We start from the raw sequence: 26,748 nt of genomic DNA, 5'->3' as shown, positions 1-26,748 counted from the left end.
CGCCACCACTACCGCTGCGCTTCGCCGCCGTCCACGACATCACCGCGGAAGTGGTGCTGCAGAGCAGGCAGGCCGGGGTGCGCGGCCGCGGGTGGATCGACGACCTCGACCTCACCGGCACGGACCGGCTGCTGATCACCGGTGGCGACGGCGCGGGCAAAGCCACCCTGCTGCACCTGGCCGCCGGCCGACTGGCACCGGACACCGGCAGCGTGCAGCGCCGCCGGGGCCTTCGCGTCGGCCTGCTCGAACAGGAAGTCACCTTCGCAGGCCCCCGCAGAAGCCCCCGGCGGATCTACGCCGCGGCCCGCCGGCCGGACCGGCCCGACCTCGGCGAACTGGGCCTGCTGGCCCCGGCTCTCCGACCCATCACAGGTGTTGTTGCTCGACGAGCCCACCAACCACGTGTCGCTGACCCTCGTCGGCGAACTCGGAGACGCTCTGCACACCGCTTGCGGCGCCGTCGTCGCCAGTCACGACCGCTGGCTGCGGCAGCGCTGGAACGGGCCCACCCTGAACTTGCACGACGGCCGCCGCAGCGCCAGAGGGGAGCCACCGCCATGCCCGACACACCTGACCCCACCCGCGTGCACCCCAGCACCCGGCCAGAGCTGACCAACGTGGCCTTTCTGTCCACAGTGGTCAGCTCCCCGCTGATCGAGATCGGCGAGTACACCTACTACGACGACCCCGGCGGCGCCGCCGAGTTCGAAACCCGCAACGTGCTCTACAACTACGGTCCCGCGAAGCTGCGCATCGGCCGGTTCTGCGCGCTGGCCACCGGGGCGCGGTTCATCATGCCCGCCGCTAACCACCCCATGATCGGCTGCTCCACCTACCCGTTCACCATGTTCGGCGGAGCGTGGACCGAGGCCACCCTCGACATCGCCGCCGACCTGCCCATCAAGGGCGACACAGTGATCGGCAACGACGTCTGGATCGGCCGCGACGTCACCATCATGCCTGGCGTGCACATCGGCGACGGCGCGATCATCGCCACTGGTGCCGTCGTCACCGGCGACATCCCCGCCTACGGGGTCGCCGGCGGCAACCCCGCCCGGGAGATCCACCGCCGCTTCTACGACGCCGACGTCGAACTGCTGCAACGCATCGCCTGGTGGAACTGGCCCATCGAGACCATCACCGCGCACGTCCGCATCATCATGGCCGGACAGCCCAAAGACCTCGCCGCACTGGCCCGCCGGGAAGGACTGCTCGATGGCTGAACTCCACGTCACCACCCCCGACGGGCTGCGGCTGTGGACCGAATCCCGCGGCGACCCCGCAGACCCGCCGGTGCTGCTGATCATGGGTGCCAACGCCAACGCACTGGGCTGGCCCGACGAGTTCGTCGACGCCCTCGCGGCCAACCACCTGCATGTCCTGCGCTACGACCACCGCGACACCGGCCGCTCCACCCACCTGGACATCACCGGCTACGCGCTGGACGACCTCGCCCGCGATGCCGTGGCAGTCCTCGACGGGCACGGCATCGCCACCGCCCACGTCGTGGGCCTGTCCCTGGGCGGCACCCTCGGTCAACTGCTTGCTCTGGACCACCGCGACCGGCTGCGCACCCTGACCCTGCTGGCCACCGCCGCCCTCGACGTCGACTTCGCCGAAGCACTGCGCCGCGCCGTCGAAGGCGAACCAACAGAGCTGCCCGCGCCCACACCGCAGATCGTCACCGCGCTGGCCCACCGCAGCGACCCCGTATCCGACCGCGACACCGCGCTGCAGCGGCGGTTGGCCGAATGGCGGCTGCTGGCCGGCGACGAAATCCCCTTCAACGAAGCGGAATTCCGCCGCTGGGAGAACGCCGCGATCGACCACGCCGGCAGCTACCAGCAGCCCGGCGCACACGCCTTCGCCACCCCCGTGCCCACCGAACGCGGCGCCGAACTGCGCCACGTCACCACCCCAACCCTGGTCATCCAGGGCCCGCACGACCCCATCAACCCGCCCCCGCACGGACGGCACCTCGCCGACCTCATCCCCGGCGCCCGCTGCGAGACCATCCCCGGGCTCGGCCACGCCCTGCCCAGCGCCCTGCACCAGGCGCTCATCACCACCATCACCGGCCACATCGGACGATTCGAGAGGACCACCGCGTGATCGACCCCCGCCTGCGTGACCGCGTCGCCGTGATCACCGGCGCCAACAGCCCACTGGGCATCGGCGCCGGCATCGCCCGCGCCCTGGCCCGTCAGGGCGTCAAGGTCCTGCTCGCGTCACTTCCCGAAACACCCCCGGCCAGTACCACCGGCGCCGACCGCATCTACAGCGCGGCCAAGGCCACCAGCACCGACCACGTGCGCGACGCCTTGCGCGCCGACGGCGCCGACGCCGAATCCCTGGCCGTCGACCTCGCCGACCCAGCCGCCGCACCGGCGATCTTCGACCACACCGAAACCCACCTCGGGCCCGTGGAAATCCTCGTCAACAACGCTGCGCTCTGCGTGCCCGACACCTTCCGGCCCGACCCCGCACGCGGTGCCACCACCGTCGCCGCGGCCAGCCTGGACGCCCACCACGCGGTCAACACCCGCGCCCCAGCACTGCTGATGGCCGAATTCCACCGCCGCCACCTGCGCCGCAAGGCGCGCTGGGGCCGCATTGTCAACATCTCCACCGATGCCGCCCCCGGTACACCCGACCAGATCTCCTACTGGGCCACCAAGAACGCCCTGGAATCGCTGAGCCGCTCCGCAGCCATCGAACTAGGCTCCGCGGGCATCACCGTCAACACCATCTCGCCCGGCCCGGTGCAGACCGGGTGGATCAGCGCCGACATGAACACCCGCTTCGCCGAGTTCAGCCCGCTGGGCCGTGTCGGCCGCCCAGACGACATCGCCGACCTCGCGGTCTTCCTCGCCTCCCACCAAGCCCGCTGGATCACCGGCCAGACCATCTACGCAGGTGGCGGCAAACGCATGATCTAGCACCCCGGGAATCCACTGTGGTCGATCACGTCCGCAGGGGAAAACCGGGGACGGAACACCGGCATGCCGGGCCGAAATCACCGAACTTGGGCTTGCTCAACGCCGCCCGCTGGGTTCCCTACCTGCTGTCCGGGCTGCTCGCCGGCGTCGTCGCTGACCACTACCGCCGCGAACCGATGCTGGTCCGGCGCCGACCTGGAGCAAGCGGTGTTGCTGTGCGCGATCCACACTGCACGCCACCTGCCTGCTCGACCTGCCAGCACTGGTACTGCTGGTGGCGGCATCTCCTTTGACCGCATCCGGGCCCGGCGGCGCTTGCGGTGCTCGCCTCTGCGCAGGCGTTGTTCTGGGTGCTGATGGGCGTTGAAGGCACCAGCGAAATGGCCGACCGCCAGTCCGTCACACCGCACTGGCTGCAACGCCGGATGAACACCACCATCCGCTCTCTCAACCGCGGCGCGATCGTGCCCGGCGCCCCGCCCGGAGGACTGGTCGCCGACGCCGCGACCTACCGCACCGCGCTGCCGGAACGCGGTCGGTTGCGCGCTGAGTCGACTGGGCGGAATTCCCGGCGAGGACGCTGAAGGTGATCGCCACCAGCCACAGCAGCACTCCGACGACCGCCAGCTGGTGCAGTCCGGCAGTGAAATCAGCAGGTGCTGACGGCGAACCCGCCACCGCGCCGAACACCGCGACGCCCAGCGCCGTACCGGTCTGCCGCATGGTGTTGTTCACCCCGCTGGCCAGCCCCGACCGCTGCGGTCCGAGCGCACCGACAGCGGCAGCCACCACCGACGTGGTCAGCAACCCGGCACCGACCCCGCATGCCACCAGCACCGGCGCGACTTCGGCATACCCACCGTCCGGTGACGCCAGGCCCCAGAAACCCGATCCCGCCGCCACGATCACCGCGCCACACAGCATCGGCACGCGAGGCCCGAACCGCGCCACCATCCACCCGGCCACCGGTGCCAGCAGCACCAGCGGAACCGACATCGGCAACAGCAGCAAACCCGTGCGCGCCGGCGAGTTCCCGCCGAGGTTCTGCAGGTACAGGGTGAGCACGAACAATGTGCCGTTCATGCCGAGATTCATCAGCAGTGCCACCGAGTTCGCCGCCAGGAACGGCCGGTTGCCCAGCAACGCGCGCGGTATCCGGCGCCCGGCCACCCACAGCGCGATCACCGCCACCACCAGCGCTGCCAGCACCAGCACGTCCACTCCGGACTGGCCCGCCTCGATCACCGCGAACACCACCGCGGTCAATCCGCTGACCGCGCTCGCCAGCACCCCGATGCGCACCCGCCGTCCACGATCACCGGGCAGATCCGGCACCAGCATGCGAACCCCCACGACCGCGGCGAGGACCACCGGCACGTTCAGCGCGAACACCAGCCGCCAGCCACCCCACTCGACCAGCGCACCACCGAGCAGCGGACCGGCCGGCAACGCCAGCGATGACACCGCAGACCACACGCCCAAGGCCCGAGCCCGCGCCGCGGAATCCGGATACACCCCGGCGATCACCGCCATACTGCCCGGCAGCAGCAACGCCGCCCCAGCGCCCTGCACCGCGCGGGAAGCGACCAGCACTCCAAGCCCCGGGGCCAGCGCACACCCCAGCGATGCCACACCGAAGAGCACCATGCCCGCCAGCACCACCCGGCGGTGCCCGAAACCATCGCCGAGCATGCCACTGACCAGCAACAACCCGGCGATGGCCAAGGCGTACCCGTCGACCACCCACTGCGCGCCGGCTATCCCCACGCCCAGCGAACCGCGGATGCTGGGCAGGGCCACGTTGACCACCGTGACATCCAGCAGCACCAGGAACATGCCCGCGCACATCACCACAAGCACCAGTGCGGGAGAACCAACACCTCGTCGCATCAACACGCCCCGAGACTGCACCCGCAACACTTCACGCCAGCCTGAAACGTCGCGGGCGCATCATGGAGCCATGTCAATCCACGGAGACAGCGACATCGCCCCGGTGGCCGCGCTGTTCGCCGAGCCCGGCCGCGCCAGGGTGCTGCAGGCGCTGGCCGACGGGCGTGCGCTACCCGCGTCGGTGCTGGCCGCGGAAGCCGGGCTGTCGGCCAGCGCCGCCAGCGCCCACCTGGCCAAGCTCTGCGCCGGCGGTCTGATCGACGCCGCGAGGTCCGGGCGGCACCGCTACTTCCGGCTCGTCGACGACCGGGTGGCCGCCGTGCTGGAAGCCCTCGCCGCCATCGCACCGACCGAACCGGTTCGCTCGCTGCGCCAGGGCACCCGCGCCGCCGCGATGCGCGAAGCCCGCAGCTGCTACGACCACCTCGCCGGCCGGCTCGGCGTCGCGGTCACCGCGGCACTACTAGACCGCGGCGCACTCGCCACCGAAGACGGCATCCCCAACACCCGACGCCGCCCCGGCGATGGCCTGTCCGTGCAGCTCAGCGACCACCCCTACCAGCTCGGTCCGCACGCCAGACCGGTCTTCGCCGCACTGGGCGTGGACCTGCACGCCGTGCAGAGCGGCCCGTCGCGGCGGCCGCTGCTCCGGTTCTGCGTGGACTGGAGCGAACAGCGCCACCATCTCTCCGGGCGGCTGGGCGCGGCGTTGCTGACCGCGCTGCTCGACACCGGCTGGCTGGTCCGAAAACCCCAGCGGCGTGCGCTGAAACTCACCGAACCCGGCGCCAACGGCCTGCAGGAGGTCCTCGGCGTCACGCCGGACGGGTGCGATCGGTCAGCAACCGCACCGCCAAGCCGACCAGCACCGTGCCCATGAAGTAGCGCTGCACCCGCAGCGACACTGGCCGCCGCGCCAGCACACCCGCCACCGAACCGGCGGTCACCACGATCAGCGCGTTGACCGACAACGCCGCCACGATCTGGGGGTTGAGACTGGCGAGGTCGCCTATTCAACTGTCGCGAGTTCCCCGTGGTTGTAGCGGTGAGTGATCACCAGGGGCGTATTGGCTCCAGGTGGTGCCGATCTGGTTGGCGAGCCTGGTTGTGGTGACGGGGTGGTAGCCGAGGGCGTCGGCGACGATCGGGGCCGGCATGTTCTGGAGGTGTTGCCGGATTGCTGCTCCTCGGCTGGCGGCGGCAGGAATCCCTAGTTGGTGGACGAGCCGTGCGAGGTATTCCGGTCGCAGTGGCTGGTTGGCGCGGCGGCCGGGGAACAACCAGGTGGCGGCGGGGTTAGTCGCGGTGTGCATGTTCGCGCGGTGGGCCGCGTAGTCCAGCAGCAGCGCGGCGAAGGGCTGTGGGACGGGCGAGGGCGGGTCGCCGAGGCTGATGAGGACCTGGTCGTCGTCCTGGATGATGTCGTCGACGGTGAGCCTGACGATGCGGCTGACCGGCTGGGCGTAGAGCAGCACGAGGCCCGCGGCGATCCTGCTGCGCATTGGCGCGTCGGCGTCGGTGAGGACCTGGCGCAGCAGCTCGATCCGCCTGCAGCGGGTAAGCGGGGCGCCTTGTCTGGTCTTCGCTGATGGCAGCACGAACTTCCGGGTGAGCTTGTTTTCCATGCACCACAACAAGAAACGGCGAACGGCATTGCGGCCGTGCTCGTTGTGCCCGGCATGCCAGGCGTCGATATCGGCCTGTCGGCAGTTGCCCAATGCTGTGTGGCGGGTGGCGAGCCAGGCGAGAAACGCGGTGGCGTGCCTGATCTGGTCTCCGGCGAACGTGCGTGCGGCCGGGGTGACGGGTTTGCGCTCGGCGCGGGTTCGCAGCCTGGGCAGGATGTCCCAGGTGGCGAACCTGCGGATGAGCTGTGCGTGGTCGGGGTCGGTGATGCCCGCGAGGTGGTGGGCGAGCCACCGTTCGAGCAGGCAGATCTGCTTGTCGATGACGGGCAGCAGACCGCAGGTCATGAGCAGCTCACGCAGATGAGCGGCAGCCCGCCAGGGCAAGAGCTGGTGGAATCCCTCGTGCGTGAGCGGGATCTCGCCGCTTCCCAGACCACGCAACAGATTCGCGGCCGCACCGGCGTTCGGAGGGACGATGTCGCTGTACGAGGCGGTATCGGTCACGATCATCTGCGTTTCTGCCCGGTCGCAGTCATAGAGCACGTCTCCGCGAGCCGGCGAGGTGATGCGGAACGCGCCACGGGCATCGGTGCGGACGAGTAAGGAGGCCGCGCGTCTCGCGGATGTCCAAGCGGGTGCCGGGTGTCCATCCGAGGGCGTGCAGGAGGGCGTGATCGGCAGCCCCCAGAGGAGCTAGGGATGGTCCCTGACCCAGGTGGCGATCTGGACCCGAGAGGTGGCTCCGAGTTTGGAGAGAATGTGCTCGACATGCGTTTCCGCGGTGCGCTGCGAGATCACCAGTGCTTCGGAGATGTCCTTGTTCGACAGTCCTTGCGCCACCAGCTTGGCGACCTCCTGCTCCCGCCGGGTCAGTACTGGCAAAGCGGAACCCGCAGCAGGCACCTTTGCTCGCGTCGGAGTCGCCGGAGCCTGTTCACTGAGCGCGTAGGACACCGCCTGCTCATTGCCTAACTGCGTACCCTGCCGATAGGCCTTTTCGTACGCCTGATCACCCAGGACCTTCTTGGCTTGACTTTCACCGTCGCGGTGCCACCGCAACCAAAAACTCGAGTTCAGCAGGGGGCTGCTGCCCAGGAGCTTCCACCGCGGCTCGACGGCACCGAACAGCCGGGCGGCCCGTTCCGCGTCACCACGATCCATCGCCACCAGACCCAGCTGCTCGATGCCCAACGCCACGCCCAGCGTGTCATTGAACTTGCGCTTGATCCGAAGGGCGGCCCGGGCCTCCTCTTCTGCTGCCTGAATGTCGCCGGCGAGCCGCCGAGCATGCCCCAGGTACCAGCGCATCGAGGCCGACTGCCACTCCTCGCCGGCCCGCTCACAGATCGACCGGCCTTCCGCACAGGCCTCGCCAGCACGTTCGAAGTCGCCACGTGCGAAATGCACGCTGGCCAGAAGGTTGAAGGAGAGCAGGGCGGGGGAGGAAGTGCTGAGCTGCCCCGTTGCGCGAAACTCGGCCAGCGCCTGCTCCGCCAACTCCGACGCCCGCGTCATATCGCCGCAAAACGATGCATGCCATCCCAGCCAGTTGGTGCCGTGGGCCTTGGCCGCCCGATCGCCCACGTGGTCGGCCACCTCGATGGCCTCCTGCGATGCACGCTCCGCATTAGGGAGGTCTCCCTGGATCGTGGCGATCCAGCTGCGCACCCACAGGGCCCTCGCCCGTTCCTGGCTCGGTTCCCGCGACAACGCCAGCAGCCGGTCCAGCCAGTACCGGCCATCCCGAACGAAAGCGCTGCCGATCCAGTGAAACCACAATGCACCAGTGAGCAGCAGTCCTGTCCTGGCCTGACCGGGCTCGGTGCAGCAGAAGTCCAGCGCCGCCCACAGGTTCGGGTTCTGGCTCTGGAACCACTGCCACCATTTCCACTGCTGCGGCCCGCACCATTCCGCGTCGGCCTGCTTGACCACCGCTAGGACACGCAACCATTCACGACTCGTGGCCAGCACCCGCACCCCCCGCGCCGACCCCAACAGGGCACTCACGACAGAACCGGCAGCCCCCAGCACGTGCTCACAGTTGTCCAGCACGATCAACAACCGCTTATCCAGTTTCGGTGTAACTGTTGATCTCGGTGCTATCGGCGTCCGGCGGACAGGCATCCATCGAAGGTGATCTCGAAGACGTTGAGGGCCTTCTTCCAGCGGTTGGACCAGCGCTTGCGGCCCGTTCCGGTGGGATCAAGACTCATGATGGCGAGACCCGACGAGGAGGAGATCGCCTAGAAACGGTGCGTCCCCCAGTTCGGGCGAGATCAGCGACAACTCCGCTGCTGATCGGTAGGGCAGTGCGGCCGCCATTTCGACTTCGGCAGGTGAGTTCGCCGTCACCCGCCTGCGGCGGGTGACGGGGGCGCGGCGCATCATCGGCGTCATGATCGATGGTCTGACGCTGGTGTGGGAGGCAGCCAGCTAGCCGACCAGAGACACGCAAAAGGGCCCTCGCAGCGTTCTCCTTTGCCGCAGATAACAAGGTCGCTTCGCGCACCGTCGCGGGGACGTTCCCGCAGGACGTGATCAGCGATGCCGCAGATAATAGAGCGTTATCTGCGCCAAGATCTCAAGATCTTTCGCCAGCGGCGCCCTCGCCCACAGCCGACCAGCGGCGACGAGGCTTAGCGCACGATCTCGCAGAGATGTTCCTCAACCCCCGATCCGCACCACGCTCAACGTCAGGCTCTGCAACCCCACCCCGCCGCGAGCGGGGTCGATGAACTGCGGCAGCAACGACACGTAGAGAACCGCGATCTTCGGGTTGAGCACGTTGGTCACCAAACCCATAGCGAACAACCGACCCGGCCCGTAGCCGGGAGTGGGCACCGGCGCGAACACCAACAGCCCGCCCGGTCGCACCGCCTGCCACGCCAACCAGCAGGTACGCCGCACCGGCGATCTGCACACCGTGTCCAGCGCGGGTACCAGGGCGAACACCTTGGCAGCACTGGCCTTTCTCGAACTACCCGTCCAACTCGCCCAGGTCGCCGCCCCAGCCGAAGACCGGCCGCTGACTCCTGCCGGTGCTCCTCGGCTCTTGCAGACGCCGACCCACGCCGGATCGAACATGGCGTGGTAGACCACGAGCTACGCGCGGCCGTCGAACAGCCCCAGCAGGTCCACCTGACCACTGGGCCCCTCGAATTTGTAGTCCTCGTCGGTCTCCGCCATCGGCAGCCCCGCCGGTCGGCCGTCGCCGGAAGACTCACCGCTGCAGCGCCTGGCGGGCGCGCTGCAGGAAGTCGCGTTCGGCCGCGTTGTCAGTGCCCGCGATCGCGGCGTTGTAGGCCTGCACGGCTTCCGTGACGCGGCCCAGCCGCCGCAACAAGTCCGCGCGGACGGTGTGCAACACGTGGTAACCGCCGAGATCGAGCTCCTCCACCAGGGCCAGCGCCGCGTGCGGTCCCTCGACCTCGGCCACCGCGACCGCTCGGTGCAGCGCCACCACCTGGCTCGGGGACACCACCAGCAACTGGTCGTACAGCGCCCGGATCTGCCGCCAATCGGTGTCGGCGGCGGTCGGCGCGTCGCTGTGCACGGCGTTGATCGCCGCCTGGATCTGGTAGGGGCCCGGCTGGTTGCGGCGCAGGCAGCGCCGCACGAGGGCCTGTCCCTCGGCGATGAGGTCACGGTCCCACCGGCTGCGGTCCTGATCGGCCAGCAGCACCGGCACACCATCGGCAGTGGTGCGGGCGGCCCGTCGCGAGTCGATGAGCAGCATCAGCGCCAGCAGTCCCATGACCTCTGGCTCGTCAGGCATCAGCTCCGCCAGCAGCCGCCCCAGCCGGATGGCCTCCGCGCAGAGGTCCTCGCGGACCAGCCGCCGCCCCGAACTGGCGGTGTAGCCCTCGTTGAACACGAGGTAGACCACGGCCAGTACCGCGCGCAACCGGTCCGGCAGATCGGCCTCGCTCGGCACCCGGTACGGGATCCCGGCATCGCGGATCTTTCCCTTGGCCCGCACCAGCCGCTGGGCCATCGTCGGCTCGGCCACCAGGAACGCCCGCGCGATCTCCGCGGTGCTCAGCCCACCCAGCAAGCGCAGCGTCAGCGCCACCTGCGCGCCGGTGGCCAGCGCCGGGTGGCAGCACGTGAAGATCAACCGCAACCGGTCGTCGTGCACGGGCCCCTCCTGCTCGGGCTCGTCGCGGGCGTGCAGCAACGCGGCCTGGGCATGCCGGTCCTCACGGGAAGCCTCCCGGCGCAGCCGGTCGACCGCCCGGTTGCGCGCCGTGGTGATGATCCAGCCCGCCGGGCTCGGCGGCAGGCCCGCCGACGGCCACTTCGCCACCGCCGTGGTGAAGGCGTCCTGGACCGCTTCCTCGGCGATATCGATGTCACTGAAGACGCGGACCAGGACCGACACCGCCCGGCCGTATTCCGCGCGGAAGACCCGCTCGACCTCCGCTACGCCGAGGACCGGCACGTGTTCTCGCCCTCGTCGTCCTGCAACGGCCGCACCTCGATGGGGAGGGTGATCGCCTTCGCCAGCTTGCGGCCCCACTCCAGGGCGGCGTCCAGATCGGCCGCGCGGATGATGGTGAACCCGCCGAGATGCTCCTTGCCTTCGGTGAAAGGACCGTCGGTGGTGAGCACCTCTTCGCCCTTCGCGCGCAGCACCGTCGCCGTGCTCGGCGGGTGCAGGCCCGCGGCGAACACCCACGCCCCGGCGGCCTGCATCTCGGCGTTCACCGCCTGCACATCGCGCATGATCGGTTCCAGCACCTCCGGCGGCGGCGTGGGCCCGTCGGGCTGGTAGATGCTCAGCAGGTACTGCTTCATCGCGTTCTCCTCGCACTCGCGAAACCGGCTCCGCCCGGCTTCTCACCCACTACACGAACGGTCTCCGCCGGCATCGACACCACCGCGCGAAGAATTTCTCCGCGCCGCCGGCCGCACCACCCGCCGAGGTGAAAGTGCCGCTGATCACGTCGGCGGTCGGCAGGGCTGTGTCCTGCCTCTCCCGGGCGGGGCGCGGCTGAATCGGTCCGGCACGCCGTGCGCTGTGATCCGTGGCGGGCCCGCAACTGCACCGTGACGCTGGGGATAGCATCCCGGCTAGGCAATCACCCGGCGAGCAGGAGAACAAAACCTCATGACCCAAGCTCCCGTCACCGTGACCGTTACCGGTGCGGCCGGTCAGATCGGCTACGCGTTGCTGTTCCGGATCGCATCCGGACAGCTCATCGGGCCAGACACCCCGATCAAGCTCCGCTTGCTGGAGATCCCGCAGGCGGTCAAGGCGGCCGAGGGCACCGCGATGGAGCTCGACGACTGCGCCTTCCCGCTGCTGCAGAGCATCGACATCACCGACGATGCGCGCACCGCGTTCGACGGCACCAACGTCGCGCTGCTGGTAGGCGCCCGCCCGCGCACCAAGGGCATGGAGCGCGGCGACCTGCTGGAAGCCAACGGCGGTATCTTCAAGCCGCAGGGCGAGGCGATCAACGCCGGTGCTGCCGACGACGTGCGCGTGCTGGTGGTCGGCAACCCGGCCAACACCAACGCGCTCATCGCGCAGGCCCACGCCCCGGACGTGCCCGCCGAGCGGTTTACCGCGATGACCCGCCTGGACCACAACCGGGCGTTGAGCCAGCTGGCGCAGAAGCTGGACGTGCCGGTCACCGACATCAAGAAGCTGACCATCTGGGGCAACCACTCCGCCACCCAGTACCCGGACCTGTTCCACACCGAGGTCGGCGGCAAGATCGCCGCCGAGCAGGTTGAGCAGGCCTGGCTGGCGGACGAGTTCATCCCCACCGTCGCCAAGCGCGGCGCGGCCATCATCGAGGCCCGCGGCGCGTCGTCGGCGGCTTCGGCGGCCAACGCCGCCATCGACCACGTGCACACCTGGGTCAACGGCACGCCCGCGGGTGACTGGACCTCGGCGGCCGTGGTCTCCGACGGCTCCTACGGGGTGCCCGAGGGTCTGATCTCGTCGTTCCCGGTCACCGCCCGCGACGGCAAGTTCGAGATCGTGCAGGGCCTGGAGATCGACGAGTTCTCCCGCGGGCGCATCGACGCCTCGGTCAACGAGCTCGTCGAGGAGCGCGACGCCGTCCGCAAGCTCGGCCTGATCTGAGCCCTCTGCAACACCTGCGGGTGGCGCCGTCCCGGTTGGCGGGGCGGCCCCACCCGTGTTTGCCACCGGTAATTTGGTTGCCTGGATCGACCGCCCGGCAGCATCATCGGCGCATGGCGCACCCCGCGGAAGTGATCACCCTCGAATCGGTGGTGCTGCGACGCTGGCGCGGCGACGACCTCGCCGAGATGCACCAAGTGGTCACCGAGGCACTGCCGCACCTGCGGCCGTGGATGCCGTGGGCCGCCGGCGAATACCCGATCGAGGCCACCACCGAATTCCTCGACGTCTGCGACCGCAACTGGCGCAGCGGCGATGCCTACACCTACGCCATCACCGTCGACGGCGCGATCGCCGGCTGCATCGCTATGGAACGCCGCATCGACCCCGGCGGCCTGGAGATCGGGTACTGGCTGCACCCCGACCACACCGGCCGCGGACTGGCCACCACCAGCGCCGCCGCGCTGGTCGACGAGGCGTTCGCGCTGCCGGGCGTGGACCACGTGGAGATCTGGCACGACGCGGCCAACACCGCCAGCCAGGGCGTGCCGCAGCGCCTCGGTTTCACCTGCGTCGACCGCCGCATCCCCACCCGCGACCCGAGAACCTCCGGAGAGGACGGCATCGACGTCGTCTGGCGGCTGACCCGCCCCGCCCGCAGACTCGCATAACCAGCGCAGGCCGCATCCGAGGCCACAGCGGGGCCCATCGCACCTCAGAACGCCGAACTGCCCGGCGCGCCAACGTGGTCCGGCGCCGATGACGTACTCACCCGCAACGCTTCGAGGGATTCGGCCACTTGCCCGGCCATCCCGACAACCGCGGCCTGCTTGACCAGATCGCCGCACCGCACTGGGTGCGCGAGAACATCACGGCCTTCGGCGGCACCCGGAGAACGTGACGACGGCGGGGCAGTCAGCGGGTGTGGAGTCGGCGGCGTGCCTGCTGCTCATGCCGTCGGCTCGCGGGCTGTTCCGCGCGCCATCGCCCACCGTGTCCTGGATTCCTACTTCACCACCGAACCGGTACGGATGGGCGAACCCGGGCGGCAGACTCGATCGAGCCGGCCGGGAACCATGTCGTTGAGCGCCGGTGCCCCCGCTGTCAGTTCGGGCGGTCTCCCATCCGGGAGGCCTGCAGCAACGAGATCGGGTTGCCGTCGAGATCGGTGAACGACGTGATACGCCCCCACGGCGCCTCCTGCGGATTCCCGGCGGCCACACCCGCGGCGCGCAGCTCCGCGATGTCGCCGTCCAGGTCGTCGGTGTGGAACTGCAGGTGCACCGGTCCGCCGACACCCCGCCCGTCGATGCTGAAGTCCACCAGCACGACTCCGGTCTGCGCGCCGGGCGGGGCGACCATGACGAACTGGCCGTGCGGACCGGCGAAGTCCACCACCAGTTCGAAGCCGAGGACATCGACGTAGAACTCGCGGGCCTTGACGTGGTCTGCCACCGGCACTGACACGAACTGCAAGCGAGAGATCTGCATATCGGACACCGTAAGCGGAAACCGCCCGCCTACAATTCGAACACCAATCGCGGCCGGGATCAGGTGCTCTCGCCCCTGGGCGGTACCAACGCCACTCGCCGGGCCCACCGACCGGTAGAGGCCCTCCGATGGCGGATGCGAGCCACCTGCAGGCCCAGGACTCCCGAAGCTACGGCCAGGGGGCAGGTAGGGGCAGGCGTTATAGCTGGTCAGCGGCAGTGAGTCGTAGCTGATCGAGTCCTGAACGCTGGTCGAGGCGGACTGGCCGCTGGTCGGCAACAAGACGGGCGCGGCTGTGGACTACCCGGCGGGCTCGGTGAAGGTCGAGCCGGCGGCGTTCGACGCCCGCCACCGCTGGTCAAGATCTTCGCGATCGATCTGGGCAACGAGCTCGTCCGCACTGGGCGCGCTTGAGGAAGTGGAGCGCGGTCGCCGCGAAACTGCCGGCCTGTCGGATCGCTGACGACCGGCGTCTGCGGAAGTTCTCGAAAGAAATCCGGGAGGCGGTGTCGGATCGGGGCGGAGGTGTTCGTGGCAGGGGTGAGGCCGCCCGCAAGGGGGCGGCGCCAAGGTAAAGGAACCGCGATCATGAAGCTGACGACCATGACTCAGGTCACCCTCGATGGGGTGATGCAGGGAAACGGCGGTGCGTCGGATGAGGACCGCAGGAACGGATTCGAGCGCGGCGGATGGGCCCGGGGGAAGGGCGGTGACGAGACCACGACGTTCATCAAGCAGACCTACCAGCGCGCCGACGCGTTCCTGTTCGGCCGGCGGACCTACGAGCTGTTCGCCGGCTCGTGGGGGTCCTTGACGGTCCAGGATGTCCCTGGCTGGGAGCCCGTCATGCGGGCCTTGAACACACGGCCCAAGTACGTGGCATCGACCACACTCACTGATCCGGCGTGGTCTGGCACCACCGTCCTGCCCGACGACCTTGCGACCGCCATCGCGGACCTGAAGGCCAAGCCGGGGGGTGAGCTGCAGGTGCACGGCAGTGGCGCGCTGACCCGGTGGCTGCTGGAGAACGATCTGGTCGACGAGATGATTCTGATCGTGGTCCCGGTGATTCTCGGCCAGGGCGCGCGGTTGTTCCCGGCGAACGGCCCGGATCTCGCGCTCGACCTGGTCGAGTCGCGAGTGGACTCGAAGGGCGTGACGGTCCAGGCCTACCGGCCGGCCGGGCGCCCGCACTATGCGCCGACACAAGCACCTGCCCGGTAACCACAGTGTCTTGACACCACAGGAGATGATCTTCAGATGCAGTACCTGGTTTCCGTGATCCACGACGAGGCCAGCCTCGCCACCCCGGACGAGCACGCTGCGATCGACGTGTTCAACGACCGGCTCCAGGCCGAGGGCCACTGGGTCTTCGCCGGCGGCCTCGCGTTTCCCGACACGGCCACCGTCATCGACAACCGGGGTGGGGAGGCGATGGTCACCGACGGGCCCTTCCTCGAGTCCAAGGAGTACCTCGCCGGCTTCTGGGTCATCGAGGCCCCCGACCTGGACGTGGCGCTCAAGCTCGCCGCCGAGGGATCGAAGGCCTGCAACCGGAAGATCGAGGTGCGGCCGTTCCAGTGAACAGCTTCGACGTCCGTGAGGCGGTCACCCGGGCCCACCACGAGGAGTGGGCCCGGGTGACCGCTGCCCTGACCAGGCGTTTCGGTGACCTCGACATCGCGGAGGAAGCGGCGGCCGAGGCGTTCGCGACCGCCGTCGAGCGGTGGCCGGCCGCCGGTCTGCCACCCAACCCCGGCGCCTGGCTGACCACCACCGCAAACCGCAAGGCCATCGACCGGATCCGGCGCGAGAACAAGCGCGACGATAAGCACAAGGAGGCTCAGTTGATGTACGACGACCCGCCCGAGCCTCTCGGGGCCATCGACGACGAGCGTCTCCGGCTGATCTTCACCTGCTGTCACCCGGCGCTGGCGGTGCAGGCCCGCGTGGCACTCACGCTGCGCATGGTCGGCGGGCTGACCATGCCCGAGATCGCCCGTGCCTTCCTGGTGCCGGAGACCACGATGGGGCAGCGAATCACCCGCGCGAAGGCCAAGATCAAGGCGGCGCGCATTCCTTATCGGGTGCCGTCGGCCGAGGATCTCCCTGCCCGCGTGTCCGGCGTGCTGGCCGTCCTGTTCCTGGTGTTCAACGAGGGCTACCTGGCGACCGGCCCGGACACCGATCCGGTGCGGGACGACCTGACGGCCGAGGCGATCCGGCTCACCCGGCTGATCCGTGCCCTGCTGCCGGAGGACGGTGAGGTGGTCGGGCTGCTGGCGCTGATGCTGCTCACCGAGGCCCGCCGCACCGCCCGGGTCTCGGCCGGCGGTGAACTGGTCCCGCTCGGCGAGCAGGACCGTGGTGTCTGGGACGCGGCGCTGATCGCCGAGGGACATCGACTGGTGCGCGAACGCCTGGCCGCTGCCGCCGGCGGGGCGGCTCCTGGTCGCTACCAGATCCTCGCCGCGATCAACGCCGTGCACACCTCCGCCCGCGACATGCGCGACACCGACTGGTCACAGGTCGTCGCCCTCTACGACCAGCTCGTCCGCATCGACCCGTCGCCGATCGTGGCCCTCAACCGGGCCATCGCGGTCGCCGAGCTGGACGGCCCGGAGGTGGCGCTGGCGGCCGTGGACCGTCTCGACGACAGGTTGGCGGGCTATCACGCCTACCATGCGACCCGCGCCGATCTGCTGCGCCGGCTGGGCCGCGGCCAGGAGTCGCGCGCGGCCTACGCCAAAGCCATCGGACTGGCCGGCAATACCGCCGAGGCCGCCGCCCTGACCCGCCGCCGCGACCAACTGCGGTAAGCGCCCACGGATCCCGATCGAAACCCCGCGGGCAGCGGCGGCCGCCCCCGGGGCCCCTGCCGATACATTCCGCAACCTGGCGCGCCAACCTGTCGCGCCAGCGACGGGTCTCGCTTCGTCCAGCTTCGAATGCCAGGTCGCGAGTACACATTTCGCGACGCCGAGCGCGCAGACGATGCCCCGGTAATGGCAATCAGATCGGTCTGATACCCGCATGAGGTCGTTCAGCTTCGGGACGTGCCGCTGCGGGAGAAGACGCTGTGACGGATGCTCTACGAGTCCGCCTCCCCGCGCCAGCGCAGTGCTTGCGCTGAACGTCGAGGACCTGGATCTGCCCAACAAGCAGGCCAAGATCACCGCCAGGGGCGGCGAGACCGTGTGGATCACCTGGGGTACCGACACCGCCCACCTGCTGCCCCGGCTCATCACCGGCCGCGAGTCCGGCCCGCTGTTCCTGTCCGAACACCGACCCGGGCCCGCACCGGTGGGCCACCACCGACCCGAAGGGCATCTGCCCGGAAACCGGCCGCGTCCGCATCCTGCTCGCCCACTACGGCGACGGCCTCCGGCTGCGCCAGCTCCGGCACTCCTCGGCCACCCACCTCGGCGAGGCCAGCGTCTCCGCCAACGTCATCATGACCAAGACCGGACACAAATCCCTACGGTGACCCCTGGCCGTAGCTTCGGGAGTACTGGGCCGTGCAGCAGCCGCAAACCCGGCGCGGCATCATCGGCGAACATGATGTCGGGCTCGCCTTCACCTTCGTCGCGGAGCCCCGGCACGATCATGGTGTAGAAGCCCAGCAGCTCGCCCGCCGCACCGCGCGCCACCCGCACCAGGTGCGCCACCAGGCGCTCGGCGTCGACGCTTCAAACCGGCCACCATGACCCGGTAGTGCCCGTCGTAGGCGCTGCGTCGGCCCATCCGCCGGATAGCCGCACGACCTCCTCGCCACATGATGCGCAACCTCGAAACCGCCCTCGGCGACTCCGGGGCGCAACTGTCCGATGTGGTCAAAACGACCGTCTACGTGGCCTCGGCCCGGCGGGCTGAACTGGTGACGGCCTGGGAAATGGTGCGCGACCACTCCGGCGACCACGACCCCCGTCCAGCACCAGCAGCCGCCTACGCCGGCTCCACCGGCGTCTGCGGGGCCGCCCGCAGGGTCCGCAGCTCCTCCGTCGCCGCGTCCAGCTGCCGTTCGGCGCGTTCCGCGCGTGCCACGGATTGCGCCTGTGCGTCCTGCATCGCCGCCATCCGCTGCGCGGTGGCGTCGCGCTCGGCCTGCATCCGCTCCGCGGATTCCGTCCGCAGCCGGTGTAGCTCTGCAGCCTGCTGCTCGCGCAACGCCACGAGCTCATCGCGCTGGCGCCGCGCCTCCGCCCGCGCTTCCTCGGCTGCGCGCGTGAGCTCGTCCAGGCGCCCCTGCGCCGTCTCCGCCGCCTGCTCGGCTCTCGCCGCGCGCTCCACCGCCGCCGCCTGCTGCTGCGCCGCCGCGTCCATCTGCCGCCGCGCTTCTTCTTGCGCCGCTTGGATTTCCGCCGCCGCGTCCTGCTTGGCCTGCTCGATGGTCTTGCGCGCGTCGGTGATCTGCCGGTCGGCTTCACGACGGGCAGCCGCGATGGCGACCTCCGCTTCGTTGCGTGCGGCTTCGATGCCCTCCCGCGCCTGCTGTTCGGCCTGGCGAGCCTGTTCCACGGCATCATCCCGTTGCTTGCGGGCGCCTTCGGCGTCCTGCCCGGCGGCTTCCGCGGCTGCGGTCGCATCCTCGGCCGCGGCCTCGGCGGCACTGCGGGCCCGCTCGGCGTCACGACGCTGCCGCTGCGCGGTGGCCAGCGCTTGCTCGGCTTGCGCGATGCGGTGTGCGGCTTCGGCTTGGGCGGCCTGGATCTGTGCCTCGGCGGCACTGGGATCAGCGATCGTAGCGAGTTCGGCGATGCCGGCGCGCAGGTTGCGGGTCAGTTGCTCCGAAAGTAGCCGGTACTGGCGCAACAACTCCTCGGCCCGTAGCCGCGCCCCGTCGTACTCCACGACCGCGACCGGCGACGTCTGGGCCTGTTCCTGCGCGGTCTGCAGGCGCTGCCGCTCCTTCCAGGCCCGCCACCGGGTGTGTTCTGGTAGGTCGCAGTACTCCGAGGGACGCCCCGGCCCGCCGGTGCGCACGACCTCCCGCGTGCAGCCGGGGAACCGGCACACCCCCTCGGCCTGCTCGTCGGACACCGCATCGCGCACCGGCTGCTCACCCATGCCCGGGACGCTACCAACCGGCGGCGGGCAGTTCGGTGAACGCCATCACTCGTGGCGTTCGAGCACTGCCCGCCCCGGCGATCACACCGACGAAGAAACAGAGAACTTCGCCTAGCTGCTGCTCATCGCCGAGCGGGTTCCGGAGGCCTCCAGTTCGCCCGCCGGCCCCGTGCCCCGAACCGCACCGGCCGCCACCGGGCCCGACCGGTCGGGGAGAATGCCAGCAGAACACCTCGCGCCAGGAGATCAGCACGTTGTCCCACCAGCACCAGGCCATCCCCACCGACGGCAGTCTGCACGCCGACTGCGCGAACTGCTTCGGGCTGTGCTGCGTCGCTCTGCCATTTGCCGCTTCGGCCGATTTCGCGGTCGACAAGGGCGCCGGGCAACCATGCACGAACCTGCTGGCGGACTCCCGGTGCGGCATCCATTCCCAGCTGCGCGAGCGCGGCTTCCCCGGCTGCACGGTCTTCGACTGCTTCGGTGCCGGGCAGAAGATCTCCCAGCTCACCTTCGGCGGCCAGGACTGGGGACAGGCCCCGCGAACCGCGCGGCAGATGTTCGCCGTGTTCCCCGTGATGCGCCAGCTCCACGAACTGCTCTGGTACGTCACCGAAGCCTTGACGTTGCAGGCCGCCAAGCCCGTGCACGAGGCCCTCCGCACGGCGCTGGAAGACACCGAACGCCTGACCCGCGGCAGCGCCGACGAGATCACCGAGATCGATGTCGCAGCGCTGCGCCGAGACATCAACACCCTGCTGCTGCGCACCAGCGAACTGGTGCGGTCCAAGGTCGCAGGCCGCAAGAAGAACCACCGGGGAGCCGATCTCATCGGAGCCAAGCTGCGCGGCGCCGACCTGCGGGGCGCGAACCTCCGCGGCGCCTATCTCATCGCGGCCGACCTCCGCGGCGCGGACCTGCGTTCGGCGGACGTGATCGGCGCGGACTTCCGGGACACGGATCTGCGCGGCGCCGACCTCACCGGCGCGATCTTCCTCACCCAGGCCCAGCTCAACGCCGCCAAAGGCGACTCCACCACCACGCTGCCCCCAGCGCTGTCCCACCCCATGCACTGGTAACCCGGACGACGTGGCGTTCGGCTTCGGTTTCGGGGGCGGTTTCAGCCGCCGGCGGTGAGGTAGTCGGTGCCTCCGACGTAGACGGTGTGCCCGGTGTCGACCCAGGCGGTGGCGGCGACCGCGATCCCGGTCGCGAACTCGGCGATGGTGGGGAGCTCGCCTGCCTGCCGGCGACGGGCCTCGACCGTGCCGGGATTGGCGCGGTCGAGGAGCGTGACGGTGATGGTGCCCTCGATCATGTCGCCGGAGACGACCACCAGGCTGATGCCGTGTCCGGACAGTTCCGGGATTCGCTCCCGCAGCGCGTCCTCACCGGAGCGTTTGCTGTGGGCGACGGGTTCGTACCGGTCGATTCCGGGCTTGCTGCCGTGGAAATGCGCTTGATGGCTGGTGACGAACACGACCCTCGACTCGGCGGGCATCAGCGGCCGGGCGCATTCCAGGACCTGCAACTGCGCGTCCCTGTTGAGGCGGAGCGCGTAGCCGGGGTCGACGCCGCGTTCCATGCCCCCGGAAGCGTTGAGCACGAGCAGGTCCACCCGCCCGAAGACGTGCCGGACTCGGCTGAACATGGCCTGGACCGCCACGGGATCGGTCAGGTCGGCGCGCACCGCGATCGCCTCGGTCCCCGAAGCGGTGATCTCGTCGACCACCTTGTCGGCTCGCTTGGCCTTGTCCCGGTAGTTCACCACGACTCGTGCGCCGCGGCTGCCCAGGATGCGCGCCGTGTGCGCGCCGATGCCCCGGGAGGCACCGGTCACCAGGGCAACCTTGCCGGACAGGTCGCTCCCGGACCCGGTAACGATGGCCAACGGGGATCTCCTTTCGCCGGTGGGTGATTCCCCACCATCCAACCCGCAGTGCGGCACCGTTTCGCTGCGGCGAGCTACAACGTGCATCGCGGCACTCTGCACCGCTGAGCCCTTGACACCACGGCAACGGGAACCCGCACTCCTTCTAAGCCCGCAGCGGCGGCCAGAACCCGACTGGCGTGCTCGGATCAGCGCGGACCAGCCAAATCCACCCGATCCCCGGTGGTTGCCCCGCCCGAGGGCGGAGCGCGGATGATCTTTTGGCAAGATCGCCGGGTGCGCTTCTACGCCGATCTGCACATCCACTCGAAGTACTCCCGCGCGTGCAGCAAGGACTGCGACATCGAGCACCTGACCTGGTGGGCCCGCCGCAAGGGCATCACGCTGGTCGGGACGGGGGATGTCACCCACCCCGCCTGGTTCGCGCACCTGCGCGAGGTCCTGGAACCAGCCGAACCCGGCCTGTTCCGGCTGCGCGGCGACCTGGACGCGGAATTCACCCGCAGCATGCCCGCCAATTGCGGCGGGCAGGTGCGTTTCATGCTGTCGGTGGAGATCTCCACTATCTACAAGCACGGCGAGCGCACCCGCAAGGTGCACCACCTGTGCTACCTGCCGGACTTCGCCACCGCCGAGAAGTTCAACCAGCGGCTGGGCCGCATCGGCAACCTCGGCTCGGACGGCCGCCCGATCCTCGGCCTGGACTCCCGCGACCTGCTGGAGATCACCCTGGAATCCGGCGACGGCGCCTACCTGGTGCCCGCGCACATCTGGACGCCGTGGTTCGCGGTGCTGGGGTCCAAGGCCGGGTTCGACGCGATCGAGGACTGCTACCGGGACCTGGCCGGGCACATCTTCGCGCTGGAGACCGGGCTCTCCAGCGATCCGGAGATGAACTGGCGAGTTTCCGCTCTCGACAAGTACACGCTGGTCAGCCATTCCGACGCGCATTCACCACCGATGCTGGGCCGCGAGGCCAGCGTCTTCGACACGGACCTGGACTACTTCGCGGTCAAGCGCGCGCTGGAGACCGGCGACGGTTTCGCCGGCACCGTGGAGTTCTTCCCCGAGGAGGGCAAGTACCACCTCGACGGGCACCGCAAGTGCCAGGTGCGCTTCGAACCCGGCGACACCCGCGCCCACAGTGGACTGTGTCCGGGCTGCGGCAAGCCGCTGACCGTCGGCGTCCTGCACCGCATCGACGCGCTCGCCGACCGGCCCGAGGGCATCCGGCCGCCCGGCGCGGCGGGTTTCCGCAACCTGATCCCGCTGCCGGAGATCGTGGGCGAGATCCTCGGGGTGGGTCCCAAAAGCAAGAAGGTGTTCGGCGAGGTCAGCGACCTCACCGCCGCCCACGGCCCGGAACTGGCGATCCTCCAGGACGTGCCGGTGGACGAACTGCACCGCAGCAACGCCGCGGTGGCCGAGGCGATCGAGCGGCTGCGGCGTGGTCAGGTGCTGCGCGATCCAGGCTACGACGGCGAATACGGCACCATCCGGGTCTTCGAACCCGCCGAACTCACCCGGCTGCGCACCGGCGACGCGCCCGCGCTGTTCGACGACGCGCTGTTCACCCAGCAACCGCAACCCGAACCCGCCGCTTCACCGGCTGCCCGGCCGCTACCCGAGCCCGAACTGAGGCCCGCCGTCGCCCCGGCCACCGGGTCCGGCGTGCTGGCCGGGCTGGATCCAGACCAGCGGGCCGCGGCCGAAGTCCCGGACGGCCCGCTGCTGATCGTGGCCGGTCCGGGCACCGGCAAGACCCGCACCGTCACCCACCGGCTGGCGCACCTGGTACTGGAACGCGGTGTCCCGGCCCAGCATTGCCTGGCGATCACCTTCACCCGCCGCGCCGCCGAGGAGATGACCGAGCGCCTGCACGCACTCATCGGCGCGCAGGCGCAGCGGATGACCGTGGCGACCTTCCACTCCTTTGGCCTGCAGGTCCTGCGCGAACACCACGGGGAGCTCGGGCTCGGCGCCGATTTCGGGTTGGCCGACGCCGCCCGCCAGCAGGAGATCCTCACCGCCATCACCGGCGATGAACGCAGCGCACGCAAGGCGAAGGCACAGCTTTCGCCGGTGCGCCGCGGCGGCGAGGCGGACCCGGACATCGAAGCGGTGCTCGCGGCCTACCTGTCAGGACTGCGTGAGCAGAACCTGGTCGACTTCGACGACCTCGTCGTGCTGGCGGTGCAGCTGCTCACCGATCACCCCGACATCGCCGAGCAATACCGGCGGCGGTACCGGTGGATCACCGTCGACGAATACCAGGACGTCGACGAACTCCAGTACCGTCTGCTGCGGCTGATCGCGCCGGCCGGGGCCAACCTGACCGCCATCGGCGACCCCGACCAGGCGATCTACTCCTTCCGCGGCGCCGACGTCGGTTTCTTCCTGTGCTTCGAGCGTGACTACCCGAGTGCGCCGGTGCTGGCCCTGACCCGCAACTACCGCAGCGGCGCCCACATCCTCGACGGTGCGATCCGCGCCATCGCACCGTCCACATTGGTCGCCGATAGGCGGCTGCACCCGGCCTCGGGCCGAGCGGCGCACCGCATCGCAGCCCACCAGGCCGATGACGAACGCGCGGAGGCGGCGTTCGTGGCGCGCACGATCGACCAGTTGCTCGGCGGCGCGTCGTTCCACTCCCTCGACAGCGGCCGAGTCCTCGGCGACGGTCCCGGCGGCATCGGGTTCAACGACATCGCGGTGCTGTACCGCGCGGACTCGCAGTCGCACGCGATCCTCGACGAGCTGACGCGCTGCGGGCTTCCGGTTCAGAAACGCTCGCACGACCGGCTTTCCGCCCGCCCTGGCGTAGACCTCCTGGTGCGCGAGCTGCTGCACGTCGCCGAACGCACCGGCCCGGTGACCGACCAGCTGCGCATGGCCGCGAAAACGGTCACCGACACCGTGCCCGAGGACACCCGGCCCGACGTCCACACGGCGGTGGAACTGCTCGGGCCGCTGGCGCAGCGCTGCGGCGAGGACGTGCAGCGGTTCTGCCGGGACGTGCTGCTCGGTGCCGAGGTCGACACGCTCGACCCGCGCGCCGAGGCGATCTCCCTGCTGACCTTGCACGCCGCCAAGGGCCTGGAGTTCCCGGTGGTGTTCCTGGTCGGCTGCGAGGACGGCCTGCTGCCGCTGCGCTGGCCGGGCACCGAGCCCACCGAGGACGAGGTGGCCGAGGAACGCCGCCTGTTCTTCGTGGGCATGACCCGGGCCCAGGACCACCTCTACCTCACCCGCGCGGCACTCCGAACGATCCGGGGCAGTGCCCAGGACCGCCAACCGTCCCCGTTCCTGTCCACCCTGGGCGAGACCACCACCCAGACCGAAACCGCGGCACGACGCCGGCGACGACCAGCGCAGCTGACGCTCCTCTGACCCTCTACTTACCCGAGCGGTCTACTACATTGCCCCGGCCATCGGCTGGCTGCTCGGGCCGGAATCCGCCTACACCAGCGGCGCCGTGCCGCAGGTGTAGGCGGGCTGTAGTCACGGCCGGAAAAATCGGTGGATCGCGTTCGTAGGCTTGAAGTCGTGCAACGCGAATCGGTGCTCGTGAACTTCGTCTACTGCCATCCCGTCGGCCACGCGGTGGAAGCGTTGCAGTACTGCCTGGGATATCGCAGCGCGAACCCGCAGCGCCGCATCGCGGTGGTGCTCAACTCCGCCACCGCGGTCGATCTGGCGTCCTGGTGCGACGCGATCGACGAGGTGTACACGGTGGACATCGATGTGTTCGAACCGCCGACGGCCGACATCCTCGCGCACATCCCCCGCGAGTGGGACTGGGTCGTCGACGATCCGCGCGGCCACCAGAAGTGGCAGCACGACTTCTTCCCCGGCCTGCAGCGCTACTACGAGCTGGCCGCCGAGCACTTCCGCACCACCGGCGGGCACACACAGGTCGGCGCGCCCAAGCCGAGCTACCAGCCGCGCAACCCGCTGCGGCTGGATCTGGAGGCCCCGGCGCGCAGCTGGGCAGCCGAGCGGCTGCCGCAGCACGCAGCTCCGACCATCGCGGTGCTCCCCGGTGGCAGCGCGCAACGCTGGCGCTACCCGTCGCTGGCGTCGTGGCAGCGGATCCTCGGCGCCGTCACCGATCGCTGGCCGGCGGCGCGGGTGTGCTTCACCGGCAAACTCGCCGACGACGGGCGGACCAGCACCGGCTTCACCCGAGCCGAGTTCGACGCGCTGGCCGGGAGCGTCCCGAATGCCGTGTGGGCGCTGGATGTTCCACTGGACCGGCAGCTGGCCGCGATGCAGCGCTGTGACCTGCTGCTGTCACCGCACAGCGGGTTCGCCTTCGCCGCGCTGGCCGTGGGCACTCCGTGGTTGACGCTGGCCGGGAACGACTGGGCGGAGTACTACTTCAACCCCGGCGTGCCGTTCTACTCGGTCCTGCCGGACCTGGACCGCTTCCCCTGCTACGTCGTGCTCGGCAACACCCCCGATCCCGTCGACGACGGACCGCGCTCCCCCACGATGTCCGCAGAGCGCATCGACGCCGACCTCCCCGAGCTCATCGAAGGCGCGGCCTGGCTGCTGAGCACAGACGCGGACTTCGACGACGCGATGCGTGATCACGCCGCCCGCCTGCACAAGCTCTTCGGAGGCCGCACCGAGCTGATGTACTCGGTGGACGACCTGCTGACTTCCTACCTACGCTGAACGCGGCCGCGAGGTCCACGAGGTGCGTGACGCTGTCGATACGCTCACCTGCCGGGCCCGGCATCACCACGCGCAGTAGTCACCCCGCCCCGTCCGGTTGCTGGAATCGTGTCCGGGCCAGTTCGAAGTCGCCTTTCACGCCGCATCTGGCGTTCACGCCGCATCTGGCGACAGCAATCACCGCACGTCCACTCACGACAGTTGTCGCGTCCAACCGTGGAGGTCGGCATGTCTTCGCCGGAGTGTTTCGTCGTGGTCACAGGTGGTCCAGGGGCAGGTAAGACGACGTTGGTCGAGCGGCTGGCCGCCGCCGGGTACGCCTGGTCGCCGGAAGCAGGCCGCGGTGTGATCACCGATCAGCTCACCATCGGTGGCCGCGGGCTGCCCTGGGCCGATCGGGCATTGTTCGCCGAGCTGATGCTCGGCTGGGACCTGCGCTCGCACCGGCAGGCCCACATCCGGCCCAGCCCGGTGATCTTCGACCGCGCGCTGCCCGACGTCGTCGGCTACCTGCGGCTGAGCGGCCTGCCCGTGCCTGAGCACGTGGATGCCGCTGCGCGGCGGTTCCGGTATCGCCGCCGGGTGCTGATCGCACCGTTCTGGCCGGAGATCTACCGCCACGATGGCGAGCGCAAGCAGTCCCTGGCCGAGGCCGAACGCACTTGCGAGCACATGGTCGCCGCCTACACCGACTACGGCTACGAACTCGTGCACCTGCCGCGCACCCCGGTGGACGACCGGGTGCGTTTCGTGCTCGACGAGCTGCGGTGAGACCTGCTCTCACGCCCCGCATTCGAGGCATTCCCGGCGGGCGCGTGCGAGCGCCTCTGCCGTGGTCGCTGCGCGTTCGGCCGCTTCGAAATGCTGCTCGACGGTTTTCTCGTGGTACCAGTGGTCCAGCGCGATGCCCACACGGCGATCTCTTGTCCACTGTGGAGCAACGTGAGGAAGGACTGGTGGCGGGAGGCTTCGCGGGCCGGAAATCGTCGCAGCCTTTCATGGGCGCGGTTCAGGTCCAGGTCCGCTAGTTCGGCGCCGTTTCAGTGCAGGCTGCGGAACCCG

At 69.7% G+C, this 26,748-nt stretch carries 27 protein-coding genes; 16 read left to right on the top strand and 11 right to left on the bottom strand.

The annotated features are described in order from the left end of the window. Nucleotides 1–560: 560 nt before the first annotated feature. The 4 genes from SSPN_RS0106050 to SSPN_RS54355 are packed head-to-tail and all read left to right on the top strand — an operon-like array spanning nucleotide 561 to nucleotide 3,235. Nucleotides 561–1,226 (top strand): CatB-related O-acetyltransferase, encoded by a 666-nt coding sequence (locus SSPN_RS0106050; protein WP_029535021.1) that lies wholly within the window; start codon nucleotides 561–563, stop codon nucleotides 1,224–1,226. Next, entirely contained in the window at nucleotides 1,219–2,115 is an 897-nt protein-coding gene (locus tag SSPN_RS0106045) for an alpha/beta fold hydrolase (protein ID WP_010692908.1), read from the top strand. The genes SSPN_RS0106050 and SSPN_RS0106045 overlap by 8 nt, the downstream gene beginning before the upstream one ends. Then, nucleotides 2,112–2,942, top strand: coding sequence for an SDR family NAD(P)-dependent oxidoreductase (locus SSPN_RS0106040; RefSeq protein ID WP_010692907.1), 831 nt, complete (start codon nucleotides 2,112–2,114; stop codon nucleotides 2,940–2,942). The genes SSPN_RS0106045 and SSPN_RS0106040 overlap by 4 nt, the downstream gene beginning before the upstream one ends. A gap of 17 nt (nucleotides 2,943–2,959) precedes the next feature. Further along, nucleotides 2,960–3,235: an MFS transporter gene (locus SSPN_RS54355; RefSeq protein WP_143539635.1), complete on the top strand. Its 276-nt coding sequence runs from the start codon at nucleotides 2,960–2,962 to the stop codon at nucleotides 3,233–3,235. A 154-nt stretch (nucleotides 3,236–3,389) separates the two neighbouring features. Here the strand turns inward: SSPN_RS54355 and SSPN_RS42660 are convergent, their stop codons facing one another. Further along, a complete protein-coding gene (locus SSPN_RS42660) occupies nucleotides 3,390–4,802 on the bottom strand; it encodes an MFS transporter (RefSeq protein WP_010692906.1) in 1,413 nt (470 codons plus the stop codon). A 100-nt stretch (nucleotides 4,803–4,902) separates the two neighbouring features. On the opposite strand from SSPN_RS42660, the gene SSPN_RS0106030 reads away from it, so the two are divergent. Beyond that, entirely contained in the window at nucleotides 4,903–5,712 is an 810-nt protein-coding gene (locus SSPN_RS0106030) for a helix-turn-helix domain-containing protein (RefSeq protein WP_010692905.1), read from the top strand. Here SSPN_RS0106030 and SSPN_RS53580 read toward each other — a convergent pair. The 6 genes from SSPN_RS53580 to SSPN_RS42640 form a co-directional block, all read right to left on the bottom strand. Beyond that, nucleotides 5,648–5,803, bottom strand: coding sequence for a hypothetical protein (locus tag SSPN_RS53580; protein WP_187764607.1), 156 nt, complete (start codon nucleotides 5,801–5,803; stop codon nucleotides 5,648–5,650). The genes SSPN_RS0106030 and SSPN_RS53580 overlap by 65 nt on opposite strands. Before the next feature lie 42 nt (nucleotides 5,804–5,845). After that, nucleotides 5,846–6,970 carry a hypothetical protein gene (locus tag SSPN_RS42655; protein WP_202798798.1) on the bottom strand — a complete coding sequence of 375 codons (1,125 nt, stop codon included), beginning with the start codon at nucleotides 6,968–6,970 and terminating at the stop codon, nucleotides 5,846–5,848. A 183-nt stretch (nucleotides 6,971–7,153) separates the two neighbouring features. Beyond that, the gene (locus SSPN_RS42650) at nucleotides 7,154–8,467 is read right to left on the bottom strand and encodes a helix-turn-helix domain-containing protein (RefSeq protein WP_237710464.1); all 1,314 of its coding nucleotides are present in this window, start codon (nucleotides 8,465–8,467) and stop codon (nucleotides 7,154–7,156) included. 657 nt (nucleotides 8,468–9,124) lie between these two features. Next, nucleotides 9,125–9,412 carry a LysE family translocator gene (locus tag SSPN_RS58225; RefSeq protein ID WP_010692900.1) on the bottom strand — a complete coding sequence of 96 codons (288 nt, stop codon included), beginning with the start codon at nucleotides 9,410–9,412 and terminating at the stop codon, nucleotides 9,125–9,127. Nucleotides 9,413–9,680: 268 nt separating this feature from the next. Further along, nucleotides 9,681–10,901: an RNA polymerase sigma factor gene (locus tag SSPN_RS0105995; RefSeq protein ID WP_010692898.1), complete on the bottom strand. Its 1,221-nt coding sequence runs from the start codon at nucleotides 10,899–10,901 to the stop codon at nucleotides 9,681–9,683. Continuing rightward, the gene (locus SSPN_RS42640) at nucleotides 10,883–11,257 is read right to left on the bottom strand and encodes a YciI family protein (protein ID WP_010692897.1); all 375 of its coding nucleotides are present in this window, start codon (nucleotides 11,255–11,257) and stop codon (nucleotides 10,883–10,885) included. The genes SSPN_RS0105995 and SSPN_RS42640 overlap by 19 nt, the downstream gene beginning before the upstream one ends. A 313-nt stretch (nucleotides 11,258–11,570) precedes the next feature. Here SSPN_RS42640 and SSPN_RS0105985 point away from each other — a divergent pair, with 313 nt between their 5' ends. The 3 genes from SSPN_RS0105985 to SSPN_RS62085 all read left to right on the top strand — a co-directional run bounded on the left by SSPN_RS0105985 (nucleotide 11,571) and on the right by SSPN_RS62085 (nucleotide 13,458). Continuing rightward, nucleotides 11,571–12,557 (top strand): malate dehydrogenase, encoded by a 987-nt coding sequence (locus SSPN_RS0105985; protein WP_010692896.1) that lies wholly within the window; start codon nucleotides 11,571–11,573, stop codon nucleotides 12,555–12,557. Nucleotides 12,558–12,670: 113 nt separating this feature from the next. Beyond that, a complete protein-coding gene (locus SSPN_RS0105980; RefSeq protein WP_010692895.1) occupies nucleotides 12,671–13,228 on the top strand; it encodes a GNAT family N-acetyltransferase in 558 nt (185 codons plus the stop codon). Nucleotides 13,229–13,356: 128 nt separating this feature from the next. Further along, on the top strand, nucleotides 13,357–13,458 hold the full coding sequence (locus SSPN_RS62085; protein WP_010692894.1) for a carboxylesterase family protein: 102 nt from the start codon (nucleotides 13,357–13,359) through the stop codon (nucleotides 13,456–13,458). 203 nt (nucleotides 13,459–13,661) lie between these two features. On the opposite strand, the gene SSPN_RS0105970 is transcribed toward SSPN_RS62085, so the two are convergent. Beyond that, nucleotides 13,662–14,048: a VOC family protein gene (locus tag SSPN_RS0105970; RefSeq protein WP_010692893.1), complete on the bottom strand. Its 387-nt coding sequence runs from the start codon at nucleotides 14,046–14,048 to the stop codon at nucleotides 13,662–13,664. 588 nt (nucleotides 14,049–14,636) lie between these two features. Between SSPN_RS0105970 and SSPN_RS0105965 the strand changes: the two genes are divergently transcribed. From SSPN_RS0105965 to SSPN_RS50450, 4 genes are all read left to right on the top strand, one after another. After that, nucleotides 14,637–15,272 carry a dihydrofolate reductase family protein gene (locus SSPN_RS0105965; protein WP_010692892.1) on the top strand — a complete coding sequence of 212 codons (636 nt, stop codon included), beginning with the start codon at nucleotides 14,637–14,639 and terminating at the stop codon, nucleotides 15,270–15,272. Between the two features lie 36 nt (nucleotides 15,273–15,308). Further along, a complete protein-coding gene (locus SSPN_RS0105960; protein ID WP_010692891.1) occupies nucleotides 15,309–15,632 on the top strand; it encodes a YciI family protein in 324 nt (107 codons plus the stop codon). After that, on the top strand, nucleotides 15,629–16,867 hold the full coding sequence (locus SSPN_RS0105955; RefSeq protein ID WP_010692890.1) for an RNA polymerase sigma factor: 1,239 nt from the start codon (nucleotides 15,629–15,631) through the stop codon (nucleotides 16,865–16,867). Before SSPN_RS0105960 ends, SSPN_RS0105955 begins: the two co-directional genes overlap by 4 nt. Nucleotides 16,868–17,566: 699 nt before the next feature. Next, nucleotides 17,567–17,755, top strand: a complete 189-nt coding sequence (locus SSPN_RS50450; RefSeq protein ID WP_083821610.1) for a hypothetical protein — start codon at nucleotides 17,567–17,569, stop codon at nucleotides 17,753–17,755. Nucleotides 17,756–17,993: 238 nt separating this feature from the next. On the opposite strand, the gene SSPN_RS0105945 is transcribed toward SSPN_RS50450, so the two are convergent. Further along, a complete protein-coding gene (locus SSPN_RS0105945) occupies nucleotides 17,994–19,115 on the bottom strand; it encodes a coiled-coil domain-containing protein (RefSeq protein ID WP_010692889.1) in 1,122 nt (373 codons plus the stop codon). A 254-nt stretch (nucleotides 19,116–19,369) separates the two neighbouring features. On the opposite strand from SSPN_RS0105945, the gene SSPN_RS0105940 reads away from it, so the two are divergent. Beyond that, nucleotides 19,370–20,194: a pentapeptide repeat-containing protein gene (locus SSPN_RS0105940; RefSeq protein ID WP_010692888.1), complete on the top strand. Its 825-nt coding sequence runs from the start codon at nucleotides 19,370–19,372 to the stop codon at nucleotides 20,192–20,194. Between the two features lie 41 nt (nucleotides 20,195–20,235). On the opposite strand, the gene SSPN_RS0105935 is transcribed toward SSPN_RS0105940, so the two are convergent. Further along, nucleotides 20,236–21,006, bottom strand: a complete 771-nt coding sequence (locus tag SSPN_RS0105935; RefSeq protein WP_010692887.1) for an SDR family oxidoreductase — start codon at nucleotides 21,004–21,006, stop codon at nucleotides 20,236–20,238. Nucleotides 21,007–21,258: 252 nt separating this feature from the next. Here SSPN_RS0105935 and SSPN_RS0105930 point away from each other — a divergent pair, with 252 nt between their 5' ends. The 3 genes from SSPN_RS0105930 (at nucleotide 21,259) to SSPN_RS0105920 (ending at nucleotide 26,457) form a co-directional block, all read left to right on the top strand. After that, complete coding sequence (locus tag SSPN_RS0105930; RefSeq protein ID WP_010692886.1) at nucleotides 21,259–24,396, top strand: UvrD-helicase domain-containing protein; 3,138 nt, start codon at nucleotides 21,259–21,261, stop codon at nucleotides 24,394–24,396. A 156-nt stretch (nucleotides 24,397–24,552) separates the two neighbouring features. Beyond that, nucleotides 24,553–25,686: a glycosyltransferase family 9 protein gene (locus SSPN_RS0105925; protein WP_010692885.1), complete on the top strand. Its 1,134-nt coding sequence runs from the start codon at nucleotides 24,553–24,555 to the stop codon at nucleotides 25,684–25,686. A 228-nt stretch (nucleotides 25,687–25,914) separates the two neighbouring features. Beyond that, the gene (locus tag SSPN_RS0105920) at nucleotides 25,915–26,457 is read left to right on the top strand and encodes an AAA family ATPase (RefSeq protein WP_044573470.1); all 543 of its coding nucleotides are present in this window, start codon (nucleotides 25,915–25,917) and stop codon (nucleotides 26,455–26,457) included. Nucleotides 26,458–26,466: 9 nt separating this feature from the next. Here SSPN_RS0105920 and SSPN_RS61480 read toward each other — a convergent pair whose 3' ends face one another. After that, nucleotides 26,467–26,598: a hypothetical protein gene (locus tag SSPN_RS61480; RefSeq protein ID WP_010692883.1), complete on the bottom strand. Its 132-nt coding sequence runs from the start codon at nucleotides 26,596–26,598 to the stop codon at nucleotides 26,467–26,469. Nucleotides 26,599–26,748 lie beyond the last annotated feature (150 nt).

It is taken from the genome of Saccharopolyspora spinosa NRRL 18395 (genome assembly GCF_000194155.1).
Lineage (GTDB): Bacteria > Actinomycetota > Actinomycetes > Mycobacteriales > Pseudonocardiaceae > Saccharopolyspora > Saccharopolyspora spinosa.
Note: the sequence above shows the minus strand (reverse complement) of the source record. Positions and strands in the feature narration are given on the sequence as shown.